Source organism: Neobacillus niacini, assembly GCF_000759675.1.
Taxonomy (GTDB): Bacteria; Bacillota; Bacilli; order Bacillales; family Cytobacillaceae; genus Neobacillus; species Neobacillus niacini_A.
Genome location: NZ_BAWM01000098.1, coordinates 67,157 through 93,905, shown reverse-complemented (window position 1 = coordinate 93,905; position 26,749 = coordinate 67,157). Strand labels below are relative to the sequence as shown.

The following is a 26,749-nucleotide window of genomic DNA, read 5'->3' as shown; positions in this document are numbered from 1 at the left end:
TTTGTGGACATGAAATATATTACGATAACGGGAAAGCAGCCAATTAATATTTACTTAACACACCTTCAAATTTCTAAACTTTAAAAAAATATATTATAAAACTATTATTAATATTAAGATTCATACTATTTTGAAACTAAATGAATTATTTTTCAATAGATAAACCCACTAATACCAGAAAAAGGGGAAAATATATTAATTTCTTTATTTTAATAATAGACAAGGGAATATACAAGAATCTTAAATTATTTGAGTCTTGCTAATTTATACAGATTAATAGTGTTGTTGAAAAAAGTTTGTTAAGAAAGGAATCAGACAAAATGAACATTTTAGTATTAATAAAACAAACGTTTGATACGGAAGAAAAAATAATTCTTCAAAAAGGCATCATTAACGAAGATGGCGTCAATTTCATTATTAATCCCTACGATGAATTTGCGATTGAAGAAGCAATAAAATTACGTGATTTGCATGGTGGCGAAGTGACGGTTATCACAATCGGGCCAGAACGTGCAGAAAATGCTCTCCGAACTGCCCTAGCTATGGGTGCAGACAAAGCAATCATTATAGATGGTGAAGACCAGGATTTAGATGAGTACAGCATTGCCAAAGTTCTGGCAGCCGTAGTTAAAGGTAGAGAATTTGATCTAATTTTAAGTGGTAATTTAGGAGTGGATTATGGTTCTGGACAAGTAGGACCTCGCCTTGCTGAAGAACTTAATATTGCACAAGTAACAACCATTACTTATATGGAGATTAATGGTGAAACTGCCATAATCGAGCGGGATGCGGAAGGGGATAAAGAGTTGGTGGAAGTTTCACTACCAGTACTTGTAACGACACAACAAGGCTTAAATGAACCACGTTATCCATCACTACCTGGCATCATGAAAGCAAAGAAAAAACCAATTGAACGATTAAAGATTGACGATTTGGATTTCGATGATGATATAAAAGCAAAAACAACTGTGATGGAAACGTATTTCCCACCCAAAAAAAATGCTGGACGTATCTTAAATGGAGACTTAAAGGATCAAGTAACTGAAATAGCAAATCTTCTCCATAGTGAAGCGAAGGTACTATAACCAAATAATGGAGGACGAATGAATATGAGAAAAGTACTTGTATTGACAGAAGCTAAAGCTGGAAACTTAAGAAGTGTGTCACTCGAAGCGCTGACTGCTGCGCACCGCATTGCGGAAGGTGGGGAAATTATAGCTGTCGCTTTAGGAAGTGATGCGAATCAATTTGCAAATGTCTTGGGGAAACATGGCGCAAAAAAAATATATATTATTGGCAACAAAGTATTAGATGTGTATACAACCGATGCTTATTCACAAGCATTGCGACAGGTAATTGATGTTGTACAGCCAGATGCGATTCTAATGCCGCACACTGCAATCGGGAAGGATCTTGCACCACGCATTGCTGCACGTTATGGACTTGGTCTTGTATCCGACGTCATTGATGTTCAGGTTGATAATGGTGATGTAATCTTTACTCGTCCTATTTACTCCGGAAAGGCGTTTGAAAAAAAGAAAGTTGTATCTGGCATCCCATTTGCAACTGTACGTCCGAATAATATACCTGTGGAAGAAATCAGCGGAACGATTGAGATTTTGCATTTTCATGTTGAAATCAAAGACTTACGGACGATTGTAAAAGAGGTAGTGCATAAAACGACAGGAGATGTAGACCTATCAGAAGCGAAAGTAGTCATATCTGGTGGTCGCGGGGTTAAATCGGCAGATGGCTTTAAACCACTCCAAGAACTAGCAGATATCCTTGATGGTGCTGTAGGTGCATCACGAGGGGCATGTGATGCTGAATATTGTGATTACTCTTTGCAAATTGGACAGACTGGTAAAGTTGTTACACCCGATTTGTACATAGCTTGTGGGATTTCAGGTGCAATTCAACATTTAGCAGGAATGTCAAACGCGAAAATTGTTGTGGCGATTAATAAAGATCCAGAAGCGCCTATTTTTCAGGTGGCTGACTACGGAATTGTTGGAGACTTGTTTGAAGTGATTCCGTTACTTACAGAAGAATTCAAAAAAGTACTTGCCCATGTTTAAACTGTTGGACAAACAATGGTTATAGATAAAACGAAAGTTTGGATCTTTCCTTCTATTATATAGAGGTATTTTTTAGCATAATACTGTTTTGGTAGAATTAGATAGTAAGGAAATTAAGTAGCAACAGGAGGCAGCATCATGGGGCCGAGAGAATATTATTATGAATATGAATACAATCTATTAATACTTGAATTAGAAAATTCAGGAAAAAAATACGGATTAACTGATCAAAAAACCATTGAAATCAGCCAAAAATTAGATTCATTGCTGAATGAAATCATGAGAATAAAATATCCAAGATTAATCAGATAGAAGCGAATTAAGTAGAAGGTTTCTACGTTATCTTTTTTTAGGAGTGAGTGGGATGAAAATAAGAGGAGAAATTTATAAGATAAGATCTTATTTTGATTACAATTTACAGAAAAATATAAATATTTCATTTATTGAAGCTGATGAATTAATAAAAGTAAACGGGACTATGATTAAACTTATTCCAATCATAAGTGAGAGTTCTTCTAATTACGAAGTGGGAGAGAAAATTGATGTGGATGGTGAAATCAGATTCGAATTTATTATTACTTCGACTGGTAAACGTAGTGCTGCACCAATCCCTGTTATTCGACAATGCAAATCAGTTTAGCAGTAGTTACTAGTAAATCGCACTAAGAAATTTACTGATTAGTAATTGGTTGATTCCTGAAATGAACACAAATTACGAAATTTTCACTAGATCTAACAGAATTTCTTGTTATTCTGGCGAATTTTTAAATACTTATTTTTTGAAAAAATTTATAAATGAGGGGTAGTAAAAATGAACTTCCTATTGTCTGAAGAACATAAAATGATGCAAAAAATGGTGCGCGATTTTGCATTAAACGAATGTGAACCTACTGCTGCACAGCGTGATGAAGAAGAAACCTTTGACATGGAGATTTGGCATAAGATGGCGGACCTTGGCTTATGCGGGATCCCTTGGCCGGAAGAGTACGGAGGTGCAGGTGCCGATTACTTGAGCTATGTAATCGCGGTAGAAGAACTGTCGAGGGTTGATGCTTCCGTTGGAGTCACCCTTTCCGCGCATACATCGTTAGCCGGATGGCCAGTATACAAGTTTGGAACAGAACAACAAAAGCAAAAATATTTGAGGGCCATGGCAGAAGGTAGAAGCATGGGGGCATATTGCTTGACGGAATCTGGTTCCGGGTCTGATGCCGGAGGGATGAAAACAAAGGCCGTTTTAGAAGGTGATGAATGGGTCTTGAATGGATCGAAGATTTTTATCACCAACGGAGGCTATGCCGACACCTATATCGTATTCGCACAGACCAACTCGGACCTAAAGCATAAAGGCATTACGGCGTTTATTGTGGATAGGAGCTTCCCTGGTTTCTCCGTAGGAAAGAAAGAGAAAAAGCTGGGCATTCGTTCTTCATCCACTACAGAAGTCATTATGGAGAACTGTCGCGTACCGAAGGACAATCTATTGGGTAAAGTGGGAGAAGGGTTCATGATTGCGATGATGACCCTTGACGGTGGTCGTAACGGGATCGCTTCACAAGCGTTGGGAATCGCTCAAGGATCATTTGATAAAGCTGTCGCTTATGCGAAGGAACGCGTCCAATTTGGCAAACCGATTAGCAGCCTTCAAGCCATCCAATTCAAATTAGCCGATATGGCTACAAAAATCGAAGCGTCCCGTTTACTGACGTACCAAGCTGCTTGGCGTGAGGATCAAGGTATATCATATGGGCTTCAGTCTGCAATGTCCAAACTGTTTGCGGGTGATACCGCAATGGAAGTAGCTATTGAAGCCGTGCAAGTATTTGGTGGATATGGATACACAAAGGATTATCCCGTTGAACGCTATATGAGAGATGCAAAGATCACCCAGATTTATGAAGGGACGAATGAGATTCAGCGTCTAGTTATTGGTGGATATCTTCTCAAAGATTAGTGTATATACAACTATTAGTTAAGCACTTGAAGGGAAATTGGACTGTAATCTATTACTCTTTAATTATTTGAAAGAAATTAAACCATTGAAAAAATATTAATCTATTGACCTCAAGGAAAAATCCAAAATATAGGTCAAAGTTATGGAGGGAAAATATGAGATTTCAAGGTAAAGTAGCCATTGTTACTGGTTCAGGAAAAGGCATTGGTAAGTCTATTATTCAAAAATTGGTACACGAAGGTGCATTCGTTACCGTAACGGATTTGAATAAGGAAACATGTGAAGAAACTGCTATGGAAATCCTCCAAGGTGGTGGAAAGGCAATTGCAGTGGCAGGGGATGTATCAAAAGGGGAGGATGCTAGAAATATTGTTGAAAAGACAATTGAAGCATATGGGAAGATTGACATTCTCGTTAATAATGCTGGTGTTCTGAAAGATTCGAGGATCAACGACATGGAAGAGGACGATTGGGATAAAGTTATCGATGTTTGCCTAAAAGGTGCATTTCTATGTTCCAAATATGCTTCTGCTTATATGGTTGAACAAAATTACGGGAAAATTATTAATATTTCTTCGAGAGCTTATCTAGGAAATCCAGGTCAAGCAAACTACTCTTCTGCCAAGGCAGGAATTATTGGTCTAACACGCTCTCTTTCCAAAGAATTAGGTAAAAACAACATTAATGTCAATTCAGTAGCACCCGGACTTATTGAAACTGATGCGCTTAAAAATCATCCCAAATATGAAAAAATTAAAGAGCTGCAAAAGAAAGATACACCAATTCGACGAATTGGATTACCTGAAGATGTAGCAAATGCAGTTTTGTTTTTCGCATCGGATGATGCTGCCTATATCTCGGGAGATATATTACACGTCTCCGGTGGGAGATTTGGTTGATCAAATTATAAAGGAAGAATCTTAATAAGCGGAATATAAGAAACAGAATTTAGGAGGATAACGATGTCAAAGGAGACCTTATATTTTGAGGACTTTGAAGTGGGAGAAAGATTTTTATCTCCTGCTAGAACAATCACGGAAGCAGATGTTGTAAATTTTGCTGGCTTATCTGGTGACTACAATGCCCTTCATGTTGATAGTGAATATGCTAAGGATTCCATTTTTGGAGAACGCATTGCACATGGTCTCCTTGGATTGACGGTATCCTCAGGGTTATTCACAAGAACTGACCTGAATAGGCGAATGGTGCAGTCCTTAATAACTCTTTTGGGGATTAATTCCTGGAGATTTCTAGGTCCGCTTAAATTCGGGGATACCATACATCTTGAAATTGAAATTGTAGGAAAAGAAGAAACAAGTAAGCCTGATAGAGGAATTGTTTATTTTAAACGGAAAGTGATCAACCAAAGGGGAAAGGTTATACAAGAAGGGACCACGCCCATGTTGATTTTAAGAAATAATCCAAAACACAAAATAAAGGAGGAAATGAAATGTCTCTAGTATTATCTGATGAGCAAATGATGATTAAGGATACCATTAGAAGATTTTTAGATAAGGAAATCTTACCTATCGTTGATAGCTATGAGAAATCTGGAAAAGCAGTTTCGAAAGAAATTGTTCAACAATTAGTGCCTTTTGGCTATTTAGGAGGACTTCTTCCAGAAGATGCAGGAGGTCTTGGGCTAGATTATACCACCTATTTTACCATGATTGAAGAATTATCCAGAGTTTGGCCATCCTTACGTGCAACTGTTGGGCTTACGAATTCGGTCCTGACACATATCTATGAATATGGTACTGAAAACCAGCGAAGAAAATTCTTGGAACCTTTACTTAAAGGAGAAAAGTTTGGTTTCTTTGCCCTGACTGAACCGAATGTTGGTTCGGATACATCCAGCATTCAAACCCGTGCAGAGTTAAGAGGAGATAAGTGGATTATCAATGGATCGAAAATGTTTATCACGAACGGGGTAGAAGGTGAAATCGGAATCGTCATCGCTCAAACGGATAAATCCAAAGGAAATGATGGAATTGCTGCTTTTATAGTTGAAAAAGGAGTCTCTCATTATGAAACGAAACCGATTGAAAAAATGGGAACCACCAGCTGTCCATTTGCAGAGTTAATTTTTGAAGATTGCGAGATTCCTGCAGAAAATTTGCTGGGAAAAGTAGGGGACGGATTAAGGCAGGGTCTAAAATTCTTGAATAGCGCACGGGCAATGGTCGCGTTTATTTCTACTGGAATTGCCCAAGCATGTGTAGACGCTTCAATAAAGTATGCAAAGGAACGGGTTCAATTTGGAAAACCAATTGGAGGGTTTCAACTAATACAAGCAAAAATTAGTGAAATGGTTACTCTGACAAGCGCTATGCGTTTACTTGGTCTTCAGGCCAGCCATTTGTTGGATCAGGGGAAATCCTGCAAAGTGGAATGCTCAATGGCAAAATACTTCTCCACTGAAAAGGTATTAAAAGTTGCGGAAGAAGCTTTACAAATTCATGGCGGCTATGGATACACGAAGGAATTCCCTGTTGAACGCTATTACCGTGATATTCGATATTTTACGATTGCAGAAGGAACAAACGAAATGCAAAAACTAATCATTGGTAGGGAAATTCTGGGAATAGCAGCTTTTTCTTGATAGTGATTATTCTATGAGTCAATTAATTTTGCAATAAGCCAGCATTGGATATTATTCCTCTTGTAAGTTTAAAAATGGGCGGCTTAGGTGTTACAGAGATTGCCAATCAAATAGATTTTAATAAAAGCTCTGTATACCGGATCCTGTCAACACTCGTACAATATGGGTATATTGAGCAAGATGAAGATACCTCGCGCTATAAGCTTGGTTACAAATTATTAGAAATCAGTTCAAAACTGCTTGAATCCATTGATCTAAGAGCTGAGGCTAACCCTTTTCTGCAGCAATTGGAAAAAGAAACGAATGAGGTTATTCATCTTGTTGTTTATGATCATGGTGAAGTGGTCTATATTGAAAAATTAGAAGGAAATGAAACACTAAGGATGCATTCTAAAGTAGGTAAAAGAGCATCCATGCACTGCACCTCAGTTGGAAAAGCAATCCTCGCCTACCTTCCAACCAATGATGTTCTGGATATTCTTGAACGTAAAGGAATGGCAATACAAACAGATAAAACGATCAGGAAAAAAGAGGATTTTATCAAGGAATTGGCTAAAGTGAAACAGAAGGGCTACGCACTTGATTTGGAAGAAAATGAATATGGTATTACGTGTATTGCCGTTCCTATCTTTGACCATTTGGGTAAAGTAGTGGCAGCAGTAAGTGTCTCAGGGCCGACACTACGTATGACGGAGGAAGCACTGACTCATCTTCAAACCCTAATGCTGTATATTGGAAAACAAATTTCAGCTCGTCTTGGTTATGAACTTAGAAGCATTTAAAGAGAATTAACACTTGACCATATTATTTTTTATTAATGATATGTTGGTCAAATGTTTTTTTTTATTTTAGTTGATTAACTTAAACGCATTGATTTATGAACTTCCTTATTGATTTGTAGCATTAATATTTACTTAACGTACCTTTTAATTTCTAAACTTTATTTAATCATAAATATTAATTATCATACAAATGTAAAGATTCGTGCAATTTTGAAATAAAGTAAAAACCGAAAAAGAATGGGAGAAGGATATTTTATTAATATCGCTGTATTTCTTGAGCAAATAAAGGGGTCTATTTCTAGCTCAGCTGAACTTTTTTAAAAATAGATCAAATGGTCACCGACAGGGTTTAAATGTAAGGGTTTACAAAAATGTTTTTTGTGAAATTTATATTTGTTTTATGTAAGGAAAGGATGCCTGCATTCTTTAAAAAGTAGACATAACTGAGTTGTATCTTGGGTTGATAATAACCAAGTGAACGAAAATCAAGCTTGAGTAAAAGTGACGTTGTTTGTGATCCAGGAATGGACTATGTAGGTATTACATAAAGGGGGATTTTCCTTATATAAAAAAATATAGGTTTTTGAAACCTTTCTCCTTTAATCCTTATCAGGGGAGAATGTTCAATATTTTCTAAATATTTAAAGGAGGTAAGTATTATGATGAAATCTAATCAGGATAACAACTTCGACGCAATTGTAATCGGTGCAGGATTTTCGGGATTATACATGCTACATCGATTACGAGAGTCTGGATTTTCCATCCGTGTTTTCGAGGCAAATAGTGATGTGGGGGGCGTATGGTATGCGAATCGCTATCCAGGAGCGAAATGCGACTCAGATAGCATCATTTATAATTACACTTTTTCTGAAGAAATCCTTCAGGAATGGACATGGACTTCAAGATTCCCAGAGCAGGCGGAAATACTAAGTTACCTTAACTTTGTGGCTGATAAATTAGATTTGCGTCGTGATATCCAGTTCAATACACGCATAACTGCTGCACATTACGACGAGGTCAATAAAAAGTGGAAGATCCAATCGGAAGATGGGACCATTTTGTCGGCTAAGTACTTCATCTCAGGTGTTGGCTTACTCAATGCCGCAAATGTTCCTAACATTAAAGGCTTAGATAGCTTTAAGGGTGATTGGTATCATACCGGAAAATGGCCCCATGAAGGAGTAGATTTTAAGGGGAAGCGTGTTGGTGTTATTGGAACGGGATCGAGCGGTATCCAGTCCATCCCAATCATTGCCCAAGAAGCCGATCACCTTACTGTGTTTCAGCGAACCCCTGGGTACTGTACACCTGCGAGGAACCATCCCTATGATCCGGAGTTCATTCGTCAAACAAAAGCAAATTACAGCGAGATTAGGAATCAAACTCGTCACTCCCTTACTGGCTATCTTGATCAACTAATTAATAATCGATCAGCTTTGGATGATACACTGGAAGAACGAGAGCGAGAATTCCAGAAGGTCTGGGAGCGTGGGGGATTTGCGATGGGACTTACCTACAATGATTTGATGCTAAACCCAGACGCTAACGAAACAGTTTGCGACTTCATCCGCTCCAAGATAAGTGAAACCGTTAAAGACCCAGAGGTGGCAGAGAAATTGAAGCCAACATACTTATACGGATCTAAACGGCCGGTCCTTGACACCAATTATTATGAGACATTTAACCGTGAAAACGTTTCCTTGGTAGATGTTAAGCGTGCTCCAATTGTGGAGATCACAGCCAAGGGCATCAGAACCGAAGAAGCAGAGTATGAACTAGATGTGATTGTTTTTGCAACTGGATTCGATGGGATGACAGGGCCCTTGTTTAAGATAGATATCCGTGGTAAAGAGGGGGTGTCACTAAAGGAGAAATGGGCAAATGGAGGCCATGTAAGGACATATCTTGGAATCGCCAACGCTGGTTTCCCAAACATGTTCATGGTTACCGGACCTGAAAGCCCTTCCGCATTAACCAATATGCCCGTATCAATTGAGCAGCATGTAGAATGGATTGGTGATTGTTTGGAATATCTTCGGGAAAATGGTGTGGAAACGATTGAGGCTAAAGTCGAGGCGGAAGAGGCTTGGAGTAAGCATTGCAGAGAGGTCGCTGACAAAACACTTTATTCTAAGGGTGACTCTTGGTACACAGGCGCAAATATCGAAGGGAAGCCGCGTGGATTCCTCATTTTTGTCGGTGGTGTAGGGAATTACCGTAAGAAATGTGACGAGGTGGCGGCTAAAGGCTACGAGGGATTTTCTATAAGTTCTGCTAGAGAAACTGTTTCATAATAAACTGAAGTACGGAAATAGTATACCATTAGGTGTCTAATGGTGATATGCAAATAATGATAGGGGATGAGTAATAAATGTCCAAATTATTAGAAGTACATCAAGAAAACGTGGCAAAATTTCTTTCTAGCACAAAGAAAATGTTAATCAACGGTGAATGGGTTCCTTCCATCTCTGGTAAAGTCTATGAATCTATTAATCCAGCAAATGGGGAAGTCATTGCTAAAATTTATGCGGGGGATAAAGAAGACGTGGATCGAGCGGTTCGTGCTGCAAGAGCTGCATTTAAAGGACCATGGTCATCAACTTCTCCTGCAAAACGGTCAAAACTTCTCAATAAACTGGCGGATTTACTTGAACAACGTTCAGAAGAATTTGCCTATTTGGAAACGATTGATGGCGGAATCACTATTAATTTTTCACGATATGGATTTGTACCCTCAGCCATTGCTCACCTACGCTATTATGCAGGGTGGGCGACTCAATTAACGGGTCAAACGATACCGTTTTCAACAGGGGGGAATCTTCATGCCTACACAAAAAGAGACCCAATCGGGGTTTGTGGTCAAATTACCTCATGGAATATCCCTTTACTTGGGGCAATCTGGAAATTAGCGGCTCCACTCGCTGCAGGGAATACGGTGATATTAAAGCCTTCCCAACAAACTACCCTAACGGCATTGCTATTAGGTGAGCTTATACGGGATGCCGGATTCCCAGACGGAGTGGTGAATATTGTAACAGGTTCCGGTGGGAAAATTGGGGAAGCGATTACAAGTCATCCCGATATTGATAAAATTGGATTCACTGGATCAACGATCGTAGGCAAAGGAATCATGAAAAGCTCCGCTGAAACTTTGAAAAAGGTAACATTGGAATTAGGAGGAAAATCGCCAAATATTATTTTTGCCGATGCAGACTTAGAAAAAGCGATAAAAGGTTCCTTTATGGGGATGTTTACCAATCAAGGTCAAGTATGTATGGCAGGTTCTCGACTCTATGTGGAAAAGAAAGTGTATAACTTAGTAATTGAAAAATTAGTTGAAATGGCACTAAAAATGAAAGTGGGCAATCCGTTAGATCCAACGTCACAGATGGGGCCGCTGGTCTCCAAACAGCACCTTGAAACGGTTAAAAATTATATTGAAACAGCTAAAAAAGAAGGGGCAAAAGTATTGGTAGGAGGAAATACTCTTCATGATAGCGAGTTAGCAGGTGGAAACTACTTGCAGCCTACCATACTTATTGATCTGGATGAAAATTGTACGGCTGTAAAAGAGGAGATATTTGGACCAGTTTTATGTGTTATGCCATTTGAGGATATTGATGAAGTAATTGGAAGAGCCAATTTTTCCGAATATGGACTAGCTTCTGGTGTATGGACGAAAGATATTTCGAAAGCTTTTAAGGTTATTAATTCATTAGAAGCAGGAACCGTCTGGGTAAATACCTACCTCAATTCGGATAATGCAATTCCCCTGACTGGTCATAAACAGAGTGGGATTGGAGCAGAAATGGGTTATCCAGGTATTGAAGCATACACCAAAACGAAAAGTGTTGTAATTAATCTAGATTAAGCTCAAATCTTCCATATTCGAGGAGGTAGGAATATTGAAAGCACTAGTACTGGTTGATAAGCAGAGGTGTGAGGTTAGGAATGTGCAAGATCCCACACCTGATAAAGACGGTATCCTTATTAAAGTAATGGCGAATGGAGTATGTCGAAGTGACTGGCATATGTGGACGCATGGACAGCCGGCTAATCGTATCTTGGGGCATGAATTTAGCGGTGTAGTAGAAGAAGTGGGCAAGGATGTTACTCACTTTAAAAAGGGCGATCGGGTAATCGTGCCCTTTACAAATAGTGATGGTACTTGCCCACACTGTCTCGGCGGTAAATCACATCTTTGTGACTCTCGTACCTCACCCGGTGCTAACTATGATGGAGGTTACGCAGAATACGTGGCTGTTCCAAAAGGAGATCGAAATGTAATACACCTTCCGGAGGAAATGAATTTCCTTGATGCCTCAGCCTTAGGATGTCGGTTCATGACTGCCTACCATGGGTTAGTTGATCGAGTGCAGGTTCTGCCAGGCGAGTGGGTAGCCGTTTATGGGTGTGGAGGCCTTGGTCTTTCCTTGATCAACATTGCAACGGCAATGGGGGCAAATGTAATCGGAGTGGACATCAATGATGCTAACCTTGAGTTAGCAAAGCAGATGGGTGCTATTTATACCATAAACAGCCGTGTAACGAAACCCATTAAGGCAATAATGGAAATCACTAAGGGAGGGGCAGACGTGTCTGTGGATGCACTGGGGCATTCCGAAACATGTGTCAACTCGATCCGCAGTTTAAAAAAGGATGGACGTCATTTGCAAGGCGGTATCATTTCAAATGAAGGTGGGAATGTTTCGATTCCAGTCAACGAGATGCTTAGTAAAGAGATTCGATTCATTTCTACCTATGGCATGCCTGTTCATCGTTTTTCATCTTTGCTTCCTCTCGTGGCACAAGGGAAACTAACTCCAGGAAAAATGGTGAATCGTGAAGTATCCCTTTCAGATGTGAACAGCCTTTTTGAAGGTATGAGTCAAAACGCTCTGACAGGAACATTTGTTGTGACGAAATTCGAATAATTTCATAGAGCAATTCCATTAATGTCGGCTTAATAGTCAAAAAAATCTGGTTCTTCCGTTATACGCAGGAAGAACCAGATTTTTGTTTCTTAATTATTTTTTACTATATATTGTCTAATGCACTACCTAGTACACGTTTAAAAAAATCAGGGATATTAATCTGGTTGACCATTCTGTCAGTATACTGATTTGTGTTAATAGGTCTGGTTTGAGACAAAGAAGAGGGGAGGTAATATTATGATTTTGAAAAAACTAGTTGATGAATATGAAATAATAAAAGGAAATTTGAATGAAGCCCGAAAGAGATTTGGAAATCATCATCATCTTGTAAAAGAATATCAGAATCAATTAGATGATCTATGCACTCGATATTTCGGTGCCAATAAAACTGACAGTAGATTAAAAGAAGAAAAATAGAACTTTCTATTTTACTCATCAATGTTCTATATTGTGAGATTATGCAATTTGACTTTAGTAAGTATGGTAGATTCATTTTTTAAAAGGTTTTGCATCCTTCGTAACTATATTAGTTGGGACAACATCTAGACAACAATTTAAATGTAAAAGTATTGGTGGGAAATAGGTTGATTTTTTTAATTACATCGTTAATCTCTCAGTTTTTTCATTATTTGTTATAGCTCCATTAGTCATCCATTCATTCTTTAATTATAAGCCCGTTAATAAGGTTCGACTCTGGGTCGGATTATATGCTGGATTTTTTACTATCATCCTCGTTGTATTATCTACCAAGAAACTAGGGTTTTCTTTTGATCTACTATGTGCATCAGTAATGCTAGTTTTTGCTTATCTTGGCCCGGTTAATTACCGGTGGCTTTGCATTGGCTGGCACCATCCAGTAAAGGCGGGAGCCCCTAAAGCTGATATAGTATATTCAATTTTATATGAAAAACAAGTGGCAATAAAATTTTCAGCCTTAATGAAAGGGGAATTTAATTGGGGAAAAATATAGCATTTATTTCAGATGTTCATGGAAATGCTAATGCCTTAAAAGCAGCTTTACATGAAATTGACAATAAAGAAAATATAGAGCATATTTATTGCCTTGGAGATATGATTGGAATTGGTCATCAAACGAATGAAGTGTTAGATATGTTGTTTTCACGCCAAGACATTTCAATGATTACAGGTAATCATGATGAGGCTGTTCTCGCATTGATAAAGGGTGAAGAATACCCTGAAAGTCACAACGTAGGAGAAATGCGTAAACATCATGAATGGATTGCATGTGACTTAGATACTTCGTTTATTCCAAAGCTTGAGAAACTTCCAAGGTACATTTCAAACAGTATTGAACAAATACCCACTGCATTAATTCATTATCATATAAAAAAAGACAAACTAACTGAACATATAAGTAAAGAACCGTTTAGCCAAATCGTAGAACCAACCTATGACGATCTTAATCATTTATTTCAAGATTACAAGGAAAGACTGATTTGTTTTGGACATCATCATCCTGTTCATTTATTTCAAATGGAAGAAAAAGTCTTTTTAAATCCGGGATCATTAGGTTGTAATTCTGAGCCAGTCGCTAAATATAGTATTGTAAACTTCAATTCAGGGAGCATTTCTATTAAATTACAAGAGGTACAATATGATCAAATGGAATTTATACACCAATACCGAAAGATGCAGGTGCCTTTTTATAAGACCATATTAAAGGTTTTCTATGGAATATCCTTATAGGAGAATGAGTAGCTTGAGGGGCTTTTGTAAGGTATGTCATGACCCCAACTATGGGGTCATGACATACCTGGTGTTTTCTGAATATTAATGAACAAATTTTTCGCATATTGGCTCATGAAATTACTCATAAGATCCTTCATATAAACTGCCCACTTGAGGAACAATGGACTAGGCTTTTAACATAAACTATTGTATCAACAATTGAGGGTGTAGCAACATGAGAAGGATAAGACAAGTACAACCAATGATTGGTCAAGCATGGACTGGCAGACATGTGGTCTTACTGCATTGTACGACTAATAATCAACTTATACATTTATATAAAAGCTACCACGCACCAATCGAGCCTCCTCGCGATAATTGTGCAGAGACATTATCGCAATTACTAAGTATCGGCTATCGTATTCATGCTATAACAGCCATTTCACCCAATCAAATTCAATACTTTTTGGTTCTTGAATAAAGTTAATTTATTCAACCAGATAAATAGCCGCTTTAGTCCTAAAAAAAGGCGGTTGTTTTCTAATTGACCAAATATAGTAAAACTATCTGATTAGTGCTAATTGACTAGAGTGAAAAGGATAGTCTTTTTTATCCATTCACATTAATTCTATACTTATTTATTATTATTTATATTACATACCGAGTTCGCCTGATTATGAATGTTTCAACATCCGAGAGCTTATTTTGAGGGAAAGGTGGAAAATAGTGAACACAGATCAAGCTTATGAATTGTTAACTGAAGCTGGAGTAAATGAAGAAATCAGTATTCAAACAGTTAGAAGATGGCTGCGTGAAAGGAAAATAAAATACGTGGGCACAGTTCCTCAGAATTCTGGATACATACTTGATGATACAGACCAAGCTTTGAACTTGTTAAAGGATGCAGGTGTTTCCGATCGTATTGGTGTCCAAATTGTACGAAGATGGCTTAGGGAAGGTAAGATTCAAAACGTGGGGAATGGGAGGAGTGAATATCTTCCAAATGAAACTCTTTCAAAGGTGCATTTAAATAACGATACAGATCAGGAAAAGATCATAGGTCAATTAAAAGTAAAAATTAATACACAGGATGAGCTTATAAAAGGGATGGAACAACTACATAAGGCATCTATCGATACTTTAATTCAACAAAGAGATAATTTAAATAAAGAAATCATCAACCTAGAGCATGAAAATAGTGACCTACAAAAGGAAACTAAGAAGTTACTAAAAGAGAATATTGAATTACGAAACCAATTGTTAAAATTAAAGGAAGAACTTTCTAAAGGAAACAAAAAAGAACCTGATAAGGTTCCTATAAAACTTCCTCCTAAAGTGAATGATTACCGTCAAAAGTTAGGGCTATCAAAAACGGCCAGCCACAAAGAAGTTTTTGCAGGATATAAAAAATTATTAATCGTTACACATCCTGATCATGGCGGCAACGCAACAGCCTTCCATTATATTAAAACAGACTATGATGATTTTAGAAATAGTATTAAAGAATAATGATTCATCTGACTAAGTACAGACTTAACCGTTCTAGTGCCTGACAATAAAGTTAGGCAACTTTTTAATCCTTATTGGTCAACATTAATAAATCCAAGTTTTCAATGTGAATACAACCAGATTCACGGAGTTCTTTTAATCGATTAATATCCAGGATTTCAATCGTCCTATTTGATAAGTCGATGATTTTTTGAGTCTTCCACTTACTAAGTATTTTATTAACTGTAATTCTAGAAGTCCCAATGTAACGAGCAAATGATGTTTGATCGATTGAGATATTGCCATTTTCATTTATCAGTTTTAATAGGTAATGAGCCATTTGCTGTTCAACTGGAGAGTTAAGAAAGGCAATAATTTCTGCCAATATTCTAAATTTATAGATGAGCGAATTGGTAAAAATACATGCTGCTTCAGGATGATTTTCACAAACTTTTACTAAGGCGTCATCAGAAAAATGATAGACAACAGATGAACAAGTAGTTAAAGCAGAGGTAAGGTAGGGCTGATTTCTTGAGCCGTGCTCTCCGAATAACATTCCTTCTGGAACATAATTAACCGTGCGTTCCACCCCTTCTTTAGAGAGAAGGGTGATTTTTATTCCTCCTTCAGCTAAGAAAAAAAATCCTTTTCCCTCACCGCCCTGACAGTAAACCATTGAATTTTCCTCAAACTCAAGTTTATCTCCATATTTTAAATAAGGACTCCAAGCGTTTCGAAGGTACTTCATGTCATCACCCTGCCCTGAAGCAATTTTAATTCATCTGGATTTTTTATGATGATCTTTTTCCCATGAATCTCTATGATGTCTTGTTCCTTCCATTGTTTTAGAATCTTATAAATGGGAATTCTCGTTAAACCAGTACATTTTGTTAGGTCCTGCTGTGAAAGGGGAACTTCATAATTCTTAAATTCATAACAGATATTCAAAAGGATTACGGACAACTGTTGTTCAGGTGTAAGAGTGTCCAAGTAAATTTTATCGGCTAGAATATGCATTTTATGGATGACCGTTTCTATTACCATGTGAAGGATTGAAGGTTGATAGGTAATTAGTTTTTGGAAATGATCACATGAGAAATAGTAGAGTACTGAATCATTTACAGCTGTAGCTGTTGTAAAATGGGGCTTCCGGTCCATTGCTTGAATTCCTAACAACTGTCCGGGAATAGCAATGTTTAGCATGCGCTCTTTCCCATTTGTCGTTGTAGTCGTCACTTTGACTATTCCCTTTTGTATATAATAGAATCCTTCTCCCATTGCCCCTTGTTGGTAAATACATTTTTTTTCCTTGAAAAATTGTCTAGTCCCAAACTGCAAACAGGTTTCCCAATTAATATCACTGTCAAAAAGGATTGCCACCAAATCAACTCCTAAGTTTATTATTTATCTTTATGTCTAGAACTTGTCAGCTGGTTCACTTTTTGTTAACGCTTACATTTTATAATAGATTAATAGATATGTATTGTTAAATTATCTTAACAAAAACACGAAAAAAGTATATTAATGTTAACCACTTAACAATAGTGTAAAAGATTTAAAATATAAAATCAATATAGGTGAATTATTTTCTAAATAATCAGCCAATTCATGAAACTTCCACTTACTTAGATATGAAGGAAGACAATCATGAAACCTATAGAAAAAAGGGGGGAACCTTAAGTATATTCATCCATGAATAAACACCAATGCCTATTGGAACAAATTCTAAAAGGAGATGGTTGGATGAACAGGGAAGTACAATCTGTCGTTACGGAAGATTTAACAAAACAGAATGTCGGATTAAACACTACTAATCTTTCAATTAAGAGTATGCCAAAAGCAACATTTGTTGTTGTACTACTTTGCTGGTTTGCGATGCTAGCAGACGGATATGATTTAGGCATCTATGGTGCAGTATTGCCGTCCTTAATGGAATATAAAGATTGGAGCATGACTCCAGCGCAAGCCGGTGCAATAGGAAGCTATGCACTAATGGGAATGCTGATCGGTGCCATTTGTGTTGGAACTGTTACGGATATGATTGGCCGTAAATTGACCTTGATTTTTTGCGTTACCGTATTTTCGATTTCAATGTGTCTCGTCGCACTTTCTACTTCTCCGGAAATGTTTGGGATTTTTCGCTTTATTGGCGGTCTTGGACTTGGTGGAGTAATTCCTACAGCTTCCGCTTTAACAATCGAGTATTCTCCTGTACAGCATCGATCAAAAATGTACGCTATTATGTATACTGGTTATCCAATTGGAGGAGTCCTTGGCGCTCTATTTTCCATGTTTCTTTTAGAGGATTATGGATGGAGATTAATGTTTTGGATAGGTGTCATTCCACTTTTAGTTATTCCTTTTATTATTAAATTTCTTCCCGAGTCGATTAGCTTTCTAATTGCTAAGAAAAAGTTTGATAAAGCTGAAAGTATAGCCCAAAAATATCAACTTCCTACTGATTTTATCCAAAGTAGCATGAAGGATGAAACCAAGGAAAAAACAAATAAATTCGCGGCTATTGCAAGTCTATTCTCTCGGACAAATATACGGGCAACCATGTTTTTTTGGGTTACTTTTTTTCTAGGGCTGCTTATGATTTATGGTTTAAGTACATGGCTGCCAAAAATGATGCGTGAGGCAGGATATCCGCTCGGATCTAGTTTAGGATTTTTACTGATGTTAAATTTATCCGCGGCGATTGGTGCTCTAGTAGCAGGAACGGCGGCAGATCGATGGGGCTCTAGAAAAATTATCAGTCTTTCCTATTTCTTAGCAGGAATTTCAATCGCACTTTTAAGCATAAAATCATCGATGTTTGTTGTGTATGGTTTAGTGGGGATTGCAGGTTTTGGGACGATTGGGACTACACTTATTCTAAATGCCTACATTTCCAAATATTTTGAAGCAGACAATCGAGCGACTGCCCTGGGATGGGCCCTTGGCTTTGGACGAATTGGTGCTATTTCAGGTCCAATTCTAATTGGTTTCTTTATGAGCTCAAATTTTGACTTCTCCCTTAATTTTTACCTCTTTGCCATTGCAGGAGTCTTAGCATCCATTACAATCTTGTTCATCCCTAAAAAAGGAAATATATAATTTGTAAAGTTAAAGCACCACTCTTCAAGGAAAAAGAAAAGTGGTGCTTTAAATTATTTGAAAAGAATAAGTATTTTAACTTTTTAGAAAAAGTGTTAACCAGACTACACTGAAACAGGAACGTTCAGTTTTATAATGACACTATGAAGGATGAGGAGGATGTATATGGGAATTCGTACAGGAGCAAAGTATATCGAGGCATTAAAATCGCGTAATCCAGAAGTTTGGTTATCAGGAAAAAGAGTAACAAATATCTTCGAAGAACCTGTTTTTCAACAGCCGATTCTTGAAATGGCGAAGCTTTATGATTTGCAGCATAACCCTAAGTATATTGAAGAAATTACCCATATTTGTGATGAAACCGGTGAAAGAATTTCTAATGCATTCATCGTACCAAAAAGCTATCAAGATCTAGAAGCTCGAAGAAAAAACTTTGAGGTTTTTGCTAAAGCTACTTTTGGTTTAATGGGAAGAACTCCTGATTTTCTTAATGTCGTAGTAACCTCAATGGCTAGTAATTCCGAGTTCTTGGATAAATACAATCCTGAATGGGGAAAAAACATTCGAGCCTATTATAAGCATGTTCGCGACAATGACCTATTTTTAACACACGCTATTATTAATCCACAAAATGACCGCAGTAAATCATCACATGAACAACAGGATATGTTTACTCATTTAGGTGCTGTAAAGGAAACACCAGATGGTTTGATCGTAAGAGGAGCTAAAATGCTGGCAACCCTTGCTCCTATTACTGATGAAGTAATTGTTTATTCCTTCCCTGGATTTAAACCTGGAGATGAACGTTACGCCCTTGCTTTTGCACTTCCACTTGATACGCCAGGGCTTCGTATTTTATGCCGTGAAGCGATGCAGGATGGAAAGCGGTCTGTTTATGATCACCCATTAGCTTCAAGATTCGAAGAAATGGATGCGGTCTTAGTATTTAATGATGTTTTAGTACCGTGGGATCGTGTTTTCCTTTATAACAATGTCGAGGCAGCAAATTTACTGTATCCGAAAACAGGAATTGGTATCCAGCCTGCACATCAATCTGGGGTTAGAGGTTTAGTAAAGCTGCAATTTGCTACCGAAGTGGCTTGTAAATTAGCTGACTCAATTGGTGTCGATGGTTACTTAAATGTACAAAATGATTTAGGCGAATTAATCCAATCGGTTGAATCCATAAGGGCTTTGCTTCGAATAGCTGAGTACGAATATGAAGTAACGGCTACTGGTGAAGTAATGCCTGCCTATGCACCACTTGAAACCATTCGAGGATTGCTGCCAACTATGTATCCACGTGCCATTGAGGTTATTCAAATCATCGGTGCTGGAGGACTACTGATGTCACCAACAGATGCCGATTTTGAAAATCCAGATTTACGTGAAGATTTAGATCGTTATTACGTGGGAAGAGAAGGAGTTACTGCAGAAGAGAGGGTTCATCTCTTTAAGCTGGCATGGGATTTATGCGGAGAGGCATTTGGGCAAAGGCTCCTTCAATACGAACGTTATTACACAGGAGATCCAATCCGGAAGAGAGCCATTTTCTATAACAACCACAAAAGAAATAATTCATTTAAGCTGGTTGAAGAAGCGCTGGAGATATTTGATCGTAAAAAAGAGGTTCCAAGCCTATAAAACTATTACCTATTTCGAGGAGGTGTGATCGGTGAAAACGCTAAAAGATGGGGTTCTGACACTAGAAGGGTCTGTAATGGCCATTGGTGCATTTGATGGGGTACATAAAGGACATCAAGCAGTCATTAAGCAGGCTGTGGAAAAGAGTCTTGTTCATCAGGTTCCAAGCGTCGTATATACTTTCGACCCGCCTCCTCGACATTTTTTCAAAGGTGCTCAAATCTTGACACCCATACAGGAAAAGGTAAGTAGGATCTATAAGTTAGGAGTAGATTATGTCATCGTTGCTAGTTTTGATGAATGGTATGCAACTCGTCCTCCTGAAGATTTTATCTGTGAATTATCAAAGCTTAACCCGGCAGAAGTATCTGTTGGTTCCGATTTTCGTTTTGGAAAAAGAAGAGAAGGCGATGTAGAACTTTTGAAAAAATATTTTCAGATCAATGTGTCTTTGCCTGTTTATTGTAATAGCGGGGAACTTATTTCATCATCGAGAATTCGTCAACTAATTTCAGAGGGAGATTTTAAACAGTCCTACTCTTTATTAGGGTGGCATTAGAACTGGGGGAAACTTACATAGAAACAAAGGGGTCATAAAAATGTAGTATTCATGCAAGAATCGTTAAAATCATCTGAGAAAAAATTAACAACGGTCTGAAACGGTACTAATGAAGGGGCCAGGAAGCCCAAAAACTAGATTCTTAAGATAAAACGGTACTCATGAACGGTTCGTGAGCACAGAAACTAGTTTCAATAAAAGAAACGGATCGCATTAGATAAAAAGTGAGGTCAACAAATTTGAAAGGGAACGATTATTCGTGACAAATTCATTAAAACCAATTAACCTATGGGGATTTATTGAAGAAAATAAGGAACAATTAAAGCCGCCGGTAAACAATAAAGTCGTTTGGAAGGATTCGGAGCTCATGTTCATGATCCTCGGTGGACCAAACAAACGACGTGATTTTCACGTTGATCCATCGGAAGAGATCTTTTATCAATTAAAGGGTGATTGTTACGTTGAAATTATCAATGCAGAAGGTAAAAGAGAAGTGATTACAGTGAAAGAAGGAGAAGTATTCCATCTGCCTCCAAATGTACCCCATTCTCCGCACCGGGTGGCTGATACCATCGGAATTGTGATTGAACGAGACAGAGCAGAAGGTGAATTAGAGGATTTTGTTTGGTTCTGTGACGAATGTGACCATGAAATGCACAGAGTAACTGTCCAATTATCGAATATTGAAATACAGGTAAAAGAGGCAATCAATGGATTTAACAGTAACGAAGAGCTTCGTACTTGTAAGTATTGTGGTCATGTAATGCCGGAGGAAGCGAGTGAATGGACATGCGAGTAGATTTTCACACGCATATCATTCCAGAAAATCTCCCAGACTTTGCGGCAAAGTACCAAAATGACAAATGGCCAATCCTTCAGCCAACCTGCTCCTGTGGTGCCAATATCATGGTAGCAGGCAAGGTTTTTCGTGAAGTAACCGACCAGGTATGGTGTCCAGAGAAACGGATCAGTGATATGGAAAAGGAAAATGTTGATATACAGGTTCTTTCGCCAATCCCTGTTACGTTTTCTTACTGGGCACCCATTGAAGAAGCGGAAATGATGGCAAAATTACAGAATGATTTTATCGCAGAAACCGTTGCACAGCATCCAACGAAGTTTATTGGATTAGGGACGGTTCCACTGCAAAATGTCGAAGCAGCCATTCGTGAACTAGACCGTTGTGTTCATAAGCTTGGCTTAAAGGGTATTGAAATCGGCACGAACATTAATGGAAAAAATTTAGATGATGAATCTTTAACAGACTTCTTTGAGGTGTGTGAGAAGTGGAACGTTCCCATATTCGTTCATCCATGGGAAACATTGGGCAGTGATCGGTTTACCAAACATAACCTAATGTACACAGTTGGGATGCCAAGTGAGACGGCTTTAGCTGCTGCAAGTTTAATTCTAGGTGGCGTCATTGAAAAGTTTCCGGGATTAAAAATTTGTTTTTCGCATGGAGGCGGATCACTGCCTTATATCCTTCCCCGCCTTGATCATGGGTGGAATGTATGGCCGCACCTTCAGCTGACGGAGCAGCCTCCAAGTTTTTATGCCAAGAAATTTTTCTATGATTCTATCGTAAATAATCCAGTGAATATTAAATTCCTAGTTGAAAAATTTGGTGCAGAACAAGTCATCATGGGATCAGATTACCCATTCCTGCTCAGGGAAACACCTCCTGGGAAGATTATTGATGATACTCTATCCCTTACTGCTGATCAAAAAAGAGCCATGTTGGGGGAAAATGCACTAAGATTCTTAAATATACCGGTTAATCAACTAATTTAGTAGGAAATGAGATGAGTAGATGGTAGAAAAAGTGTTGTCCCCAGAAGAAAGATTAGAGCAAATGGGCATGGTGCTTCCGCCTCTTCGCCCGGCATCTGGAAATTATGTGAGCTGTGTTCGCACAGGGAATCTTATATTTACCTCGGGTCAAGGTACGAATGAATATCGTGGAAAACTAGGCGAGGATGTATCAATAGAAGTAGGTTATCAGGCAGCAAGACAGTGTATGTTGAATCTTTTAGCTGTTATCAAACATGAGCTAGGCGACCTTAGTAAAGTGAAAAGGGTTGTCAAGATCCTTGGTTTTGTTAACAGCTCGCCAGATTTTACTGATCAGCCAAAAGTAATGAATGGTTCCTCCGACTTGCTGGTAGAGGTATTTGGTGATAAGGGGAGGCATGGGAGGTCAGCAGTAGGGGTGTCACAACTCCCCCACAATAATGCTGTCGAGGTCGAGATGATTTTAGAAGTAGAGGGCGGTGATTTTGATGAGTAAGTTGCTTGAAGAACAACTGAAAATTAAGGACGCAAAGCTTTTTATTAATGGAGAATATGTAAACGCTGATTCAGAAGAAACCTTTGATACTATTAATCCAGCGACAAATCAAAAGTTAGCTGCAGTCGCTAGTGCCAGCGTGAAGGATGTGGGAAGAGCCATTCAAGTGGCCCAAACAACTTATGAGAGTGGAATTTGGAGCAAAATGCCAGTTGAAGAAAGATCAAAGATCCTCTGCCGTATGTCAGACCTTGTCATGGCTCGTGTCGATGAGTTGGCGCTGATTGAAACATTAGATGTTGGTAAGCCGATAAAAGAAAGCAGAGATTTTGATATTCCTAGAGCTGCATCAAATTTACGATTCTTTGCGGAAATGGCAAAATATATTCATCACGAACATTATCACCATTCCAAGCATATGAGCTACACACAATACGCTCCTGCTGGTGTCACAAGCTTAATCATTCCTTGGAATTTACCTTTTATGCAAATGACATGGAAAGCATCAGCTGCATTAGCTGCGGGTAACACGGTGATTGTGAAGCCAGCCTCTTATACACCGTTAAGTGCAATCATGTTAGGTGAAATTGCCAATGAAGCAGGGCTGCCACCAGGCGTATTGAATATTCTTACCGGACCAGGTTCAACGGTTGGTACAGCGATGACTACCCATCCATCTGTACGCAGAATTTCCTTTGTCGGAGAAAGTACAACCGGTAAAACCGTCATGAAAAATGCAGCTTCACAATTAATCCCTGTATCATTGGAATTGGGCGGAAAATCAGCTAATATTGTGTTTGATGATGCTGACTTGGATGAAGCGGTACAAGGCTCGATAGAAGCGATTTTTAGAAATCAGGGAGAAATTTGTCTAGCAGGTTCACGACTGTTAGTACAAGAAACGGTTTATGAAAAATTCCTCGAAAAATTTGTCACTGCAGTTAAGAAAATAAGAGTGGGAGACCCATTGGATGAAAATACAGATATGGGCGCGCTTATTTCGATGAATCATTTAGAAACCGTTGATAAATATGTTCAAATTGGATTAGCAGAAGGTGCAAAACTTGCTGTTGGTGGTAAACGTGTTGACGGATTAACAGAAGGAAACTTTTACGAGCCAACAGTACTTTATGATGTAAATAATAAAATGAGAGTAGCGCAGGAAGAAATCTTTGGTCCCGTATTAGTGGTTATTCCATTTAAGACAGAAGAGGAAGCCATTCAGATTGCCAATGACTCCATTTACGGTTTGGCTGGAGTAGTTTGGTCAAATGATTTAAGACGTGCCCATCGTGTAGCAGATCAGATTAATACAGGTTTATTCTGGATCAATTGCTGGTACTATCGTGATTTAAGAACCCCATTTGGCGGGTCAAAGGCTAGTGGTATAGGAAGGGAAGGCGGACGTCATAGTTTCGAGTTCTACACTGAGGCTAAGACGATTACGATGAAATTATAAGAATATAGTTGAGAAGGTGGCTGCTCAGCCACTTTTTCACATTAAATAATAGGAGGTTTAATCATGAAACTGGTGCAAGATATGGTTGATTATTTATTAACAGCAGAAAAAGATAAAAGAGAAGTTGAAAAAATTACCACGGACTTTCCTTCGCTAACGATTGAGGAAGCATATGAAATACAACAAAAACTGATTGAGCAAAAGGAAAAAGAGGGTCATCACAGAATTGGTGTTAAACTCGGTTTAACTAGTAAAGCGAAGCAAGAGATGATGGGAGTCCATGAAGCGATTTATGGGTATCTAATGGATGATATGCTTGCAACTGATGGGGAGAGGTTACCATATAGCGGTTTCATTCATCCCAAGGCAGAACCTGAAATTGCATTCATAATGGATGAAGATATCCAAGGTACATCCATTACACCTGAAGATATTTTAAGGGTTACAAAATTTGTGGCACCAGCAATCGAGATTATTGATAGCCGTTACCTAGATTTCAAGTTTACTCTTGAAGACGTTGTTGCTGATAATTGTTCATCCTCAAAATTCATCATTGGAGACAGATGGGTATCTCCTCAATTTATAAACCTGAAAGAAATTGGTGTGAATATGTTAAAGAATTCGGAAGTAGTTACGGTTGGTACTGGTGCTGCTGTATTAGGAGATCCTGCAGCTGCGGTTGCCTGGGCTGTAAACAAGCTTGGGGAAACCGGGCGAGGTTTAAAGAAAGGCGATATCATTCTTAGTGGTGCCATTACGGAAGCGATTAGTTTTAAATCAGGGGATCAATTTGAAGTAAACTTTGCAGATTTAGGAAGTGTATCATTCTCCTGTAAATAATATAATAGAATATAGATAGAAGTATATATTGAGGAGAGGATAAGTATGTTTCTTACATTAGAGTATGCCAAACAATTAGATAAAGAAGATAGCCTATACAGATTTCGAGAAGAATTTTACATAAAACCGAATTCCATTTATATGGATGGTAATTCATTAGGACTCCTTTCAAAAAGAGCGGAACGTACTCTTTTAGAATCATTAAATGATTGGAAAGAACATGGAATCGATGGCTGGACAAAAGGGAAACACCCATGGTTTTTTCTTTCAGAAAAATTAGGAGAGATGATGGCACCGTTAGTAGGTGCTTCTTCGGACGAAGTCATTGTAACGGGTTCGACCACGGTAAATTTGCATCAACTTGTTGCTACTTTTTACAAGCCGGAAGGAAAGAAGTCAAAAATTCTCGCTGATGAATTAACCTTCCCATCTGATATTTATGCTCTACAAAGTCAGCTTCGCATACATGGTTTTGATCCGGTTACACATCTTATTCGGGTAAAAAGCCGCGATGGCCGTTTCTTAGAAGAAGAGGATATTATTGAAGCTATGACCGATGAAATTGCACTTATTATTTTGCCAACTGTTCTCTATCGAAGCGGTCAAATCTTGGATATGAAGAGGTTAACAGTGGAGGCGAATAAAAGAGGTATCCTAATTGGTTTTGATGGATGTCATTCCATTGGTGCCATTCCGCATTCGTTTAGTGAATGGGGAGTTGATTTTGCCTATTGGTGCAATTATAAGCATTTAAATGGTGGTCCAGGAAGTGTTGGCGGATTATATGTAAACAAAAAACACTTTGGAACTGCTCCTGGTCTTGCGGGCTGGTTTGGTTCTAAAAAAGAGAAACAATTTGATATGGAACATTCATTAACACCTGCTGAATCAGCCGGAGCCTATCAAATTGGGACACCACATGTTTTGAGTCTAGCACCCTTACTTGGTGCGTTAGAGATATTTGCAGAAGCAGGAATTGAAAATATACGCGAAAAGTCATTGAGAATAAATAGGTTCTTGATGGACTTGTTAGAGCAAGTGTTATCCGATATGGGATTCAACATAGGTAACCCTCAAGATGATGTGAGTCGTGGAGGTCATGTAAGCCTGGAGCATAATGAAGCTGCACGTATTTGTAAGGCATTGAAGGAAAATGGGATCATTCCAGATTTCCGGGCTCCAAACATAATTCGTCTAGCCCCAGTTGCACTTTATACCTCGTATAGTGAAGTTTGGGAAGTGGTTCAGATGCTAAAGAAAATTATGGTAGAAAAGCAATATGAGAAGTTTGAGAATGAACGTGAAGTCGTAGCGTAGAACAAAAAGATAAA

The 26,749-nt window shown here is 38.3% G+C and carries 27 protein-coding genes; 25 read left to right on the top strand and 2 right to left on the bottom strand.

The window, feature by feature from the left end:
- The first annotated feature begins 320 nt into the window (after positions 1-320).
- The 16 genes from TR08_RS22445 (at position 321) to TR08_RS22370 (ending at position 15,548) form a co-directional block, all read left to right on the top strand.
- A complete protein-coding gene (locus TR08_RS22445; protein WP_045521998.1) occupies positions 321-1,085 on the top strand; it encodes an electron transfer flavoprotein subunit beta/FixA family protein in 765 nt (254 codons plus the stop codon).
- 24 nt (positions 1,086-1,109) lie between these two features.
- The gene (locus tag TR08_RS22440) at positions 1,110-2,078 is read left to right on the top strand and encodes an electron transfer flavoprotein subunit alpha/FixB family protein (RefSeq protein ID WP_045521996.1); all 969 of its coding nucleotides are present in this window, start codon (positions 1,110-1,112) and stop codon (positions 2,076-2,078) included.
- 138 nt (positions 2,079-2,216) lie between these two features.
- Complete coding sequence (locus TR08_RS31395; RefSeq protein WP_081954608.1) at positions 2,217-2,390, top strand: aspartyl-phosphate phosphatase Spo0E family protein; 174 nt, start codon at positions 2,217-2,219, stop codon at positions 2,388-2,390.
- Positions 2,391-2,442: 52 nt separating this feature from the next.
- The gene (locus TR08_RS22435) at positions 2,443-2,718 is read left to right on the top strand and encodes a hypothetical protein (RefSeq protein WP_045521994.1); all 276 of its coding nucleotides are present in this window, start codon (positions 2,443-2,445) and stop codon (positions 2,716-2,718) included.
- Between the two features lie 171 nt (positions 2,719-2,889).
- Positions 2,890-4,032: an acyl-CoA dehydrogenase gene (locus TR08_RS22430; protein WP_045521992.1), complete on the top strand. Its 1,143-nt coding sequence runs from the start codon at positions 2,890-2,892 to the stop codon at positions 4,030-4,032.
- A gap of 155 nt (positions 4,033-4,187) precedes the next feature.
- Entirely contained in the window at positions 4,188-4,931 is a 744-nt protein-coding gene (locus tag TR08_RS22425; protein ID WP_045521990.1) for an SDR family NAD(P)-dependent oxidoreductase, read from the top strand.
- Between the two features lie 63 nt (positions 4,932-4,994).
- Positions 4,995-5,492: a MaoC/PaaZ C-terminal domain-containing protein gene (locus TR08_RS22420; protein ID WP_045521989.1), complete on the top strand. Its 498-nt coding sequence runs from the start codon at positions 4,995-4,997 to the stop codon at positions 5,490-5,492.
- On the top strand, positions 5,483-6,634 hold the full coding sequence (locus tag TR08_RS22415; RefSeq protein WP_045521987.1) for an acyl-CoA dehydrogenase family protein: 1,152 nt from the start codon (positions 5,483-5,485) through the stop codon (positions 6,632-6,634). Before TR08_RS22420 ends, TR08_RS22415 begins: the two co-directional genes overlap by 10 nt.
- Positions 6,635-6,678: 44 nt before the next feature.
- Positions 6,679-7,416, top strand: a complete 738-nt coding sequence (locus TR08_RS22410; RefSeq protein ID WP_045521985.1) for an IclR family transcriptional regulator — start codon at positions 6,679-6,681, stop codon at positions 7,414-7,416.
- 659 nt (positions 7,417-8,075) lie between these two features.
- Positions 8,076-9,710 (top strand): flavin-containing monooxygenase, encoded by a 1,635-nt coding sequence (locus TR08_RS22405; protein ID WP_045521984.1) that lies wholly within the window; start codon positions 8,076-8,078, stop codon positions 9,708-9,710.
- Between the two features lie 77 nt (positions 9,711-9,787).
- Entirely contained in the window at positions 9,788-11,287 is a 1,500-nt protein-coding gene (locus tag TR08_RS22400; RefSeq protein WP_045521983.1) for an aldehyde dehydrogenase family protein, read from the top strand.
- Between the two features lie 34 nt (positions 11,288-11,321).
- Positions 11,322-12,350, top strand: coding sequence for an alcohol dehydrogenase catalytic domain-containing protein (locus tag TR08_RS22395; protein WP_045521981.1), 1,029 nt, complete (start codon positions 11,322-11,324; stop codon positions 12,348-12,350).
- Between the two features lie 237 nt (positions 12,351-12,587).
- Positions 12,588-12,767 (top strand): hypothetical protein, encoded by a 180-nt coding sequence (locus tag TR08_RS22390; protein ID WP_045521980.1) that lies wholly within the window; start codon positions 12,588-12,590, stop codon positions 12,765-12,767.
- Between the two features lie 537 nt (positions 12,768-13,304).
- Positions 13,305-14,057, top strand: a complete 753-nt coding sequence (locus tag TR08_RS22380) for a metallophosphoesterase family protein (protein ID WP_052427584.1) — start codon at positions 13,305-13,307, stop codon at positions 14,055-14,057.
- Positions 14,058-14,274: 217 nt separating this feature from the next.
- Positions 14,275-14,520 carry a hypothetical protein gene (locus TR08_RS22375; RefSeq protein WP_045521975.1) on the top strand — a complete coding sequence of 82 codons (246 nt, stop codon included), beginning with the start codon at positions 14,275-14,277 and terminating at the stop codon, positions 14,518-14,520.
- A 245-nt stretch (positions 14,521-14,765) separates the two neighbouring features.
- On the top strand, positions 14,766-15,548 hold the full coding sequence (locus tag TR08_RS22370) for a hypothetical protein (protein WP_045521973.1): 783 nt from the start codon (positions 14,766-14,768) through the stop codon (positions 15,546-15,548).
- Positions 15,549-15,612: 64 nt separating this feature from the next.
- Here TR08_RS22370 and TR08_RS22365 read toward each other — a convergent pair whose 3' ends face one another.
- Together TR08_RS22365 and TR08_RS22360 are read right to left on the bottom strand one after the other, a co-directional pair.
- On the bottom strand, positions 15,613-16,275 hold the full coding sequence (locus TR08_RS22365; RefSeq protein WP_045521971.1) for a Crp/Fnr family transcriptional regulator: 663 nt from the start codon (positions 16,273-16,275) through the stop codon (positions 15,613-15,615).
- The gene (locus TR08_RS22360; RefSeq protein ID WP_152597491.1) at positions 16,272-16,907 is read right to left on the bottom strand and encodes a Crp/Fnr family transcriptional regulator; all 636 of its coding nucleotides are present in this window, start codon (positions 16,905-16,907) and stop codon (positions 16,272-16,274) included. Before TR08_RS22360 ends, TR08_RS22365 begins: the two co-directional genes overlap by 4 nt.
- Positions 16,908-17,357: 450 nt before the next feature.
- Between TR08_RS22360 and TR08_RS22355 the strand changes: the two genes are divergently transcribed.
- The 9 genes from TR08_RS22355 to kynU all read left to right on the top strand — a co-directional run bounded on the left by TR08_RS22355 (position 17,358) and on the right by kynU (position 26,735).
- Positions 17,358-18,626 (top strand): MFS transporter, encoded by a 1,269-nt coding sequence (locus TR08_RS22355; RefSeq protein ID WP_045522325.1) that lies wholly within the window; start codon positions 17,358-17,360, stop codon positions 18,624-18,626.
- Positions 18,627-18,791: 165 nt separating this feature from the next.
- The gene (locus tag TR08_RS22350; RefSeq protein ID WP_045521967.1) at positions 18,792-20,270 is read left to right on the top strand and encodes a 4-hydroxyphenylacetate 3-hydroxylase family protein; all 1,479 of its coding nucleotides are present in this window, start codon (positions 18,792-18,794) and stop codon (positions 20,268-20,270) included.
- Between the two features lie 31 nt (positions 20,271-20,301).
- Entirely contained in the window at positions 20,302-20,829 is a 528-nt protein-coding gene (locus tag TR08_RS22345; protein ID WP_045521966.1) for an FAD synthetase family protein, read from the top strand.
- 259 nt (positions 20,830-21,088) lie between these two features.
- Positions 21,089-21,628, top strand: a complete 540-nt coding sequence (locus tag TR08_RS22340; protein WP_045521965.1) for a 3-hydroxyanthranilate 3,4-dioxygenase — start codon at positions 21,089-21,091, stop codon at positions 21,626-21,628.
- Entirely contained in the window at positions 21,613-22,623 is a 1,011-nt protein-coding gene (locus TR08_RS22335) for an amidohydrolase family protein (RefSeq protein WP_045521964.1), read from the top strand. Before TR08_RS22340 ends, TR08_RS22335 begins: the two co-directional genes overlap by 16 nt.
- A gap of 19 nt (positions 22,624-22,642) precedes the next feature.
- Positions 22,643-23,119, top strand: coding sequence for a RidA family protein (locus tag TR08_RS22330; RefSeq protein ID WP_045521962.1), 477 nt, complete (start codon positions 22,643-22,645; stop codon positions 23,117-23,119).
- Complete coding sequence (locus TR08_RS22325; protein ID WP_045521960.1) at positions 23,112-24,578, top strand: aldehyde dehydrogenase; 1,467 nt, start codon at positions 23,112-23,114, stop codon at positions 24,576-24,578. Before TR08_RS22330 ends, TR08_RS22325 begins: the two co-directional genes overlap by 8 nt.
- A 63-nt stretch (positions 24,579-24,641) precedes the next feature.
- Positions 24,642-25,418, top strand: a complete 777-nt coding sequence (locus TR08_RS22320) for a 2-keto-4-pentenoate hydratase (RefSeq protein ID WP_045521958.1) — start codon at positions 24,642-24,644, stop codon at positions 25,416-25,418.
- Positions 25,419-25,463: 45 nt separating this feature from the next.
- The gene (kynU, locus tag TR08_RS22315; RefSeq protein WP_045521956.1) at positions 25,464-26,735 is read left to right on the top strand and encodes a kynureninase; all 1,272 of its coding nucleotides are present in this window, start codon (positions 25,464-25,466) and stop codon (positions 26,733-26,735) included.
- The last annotated feature ends 14 nt before the right edge of the window (positions 26,736-26,749 follow it).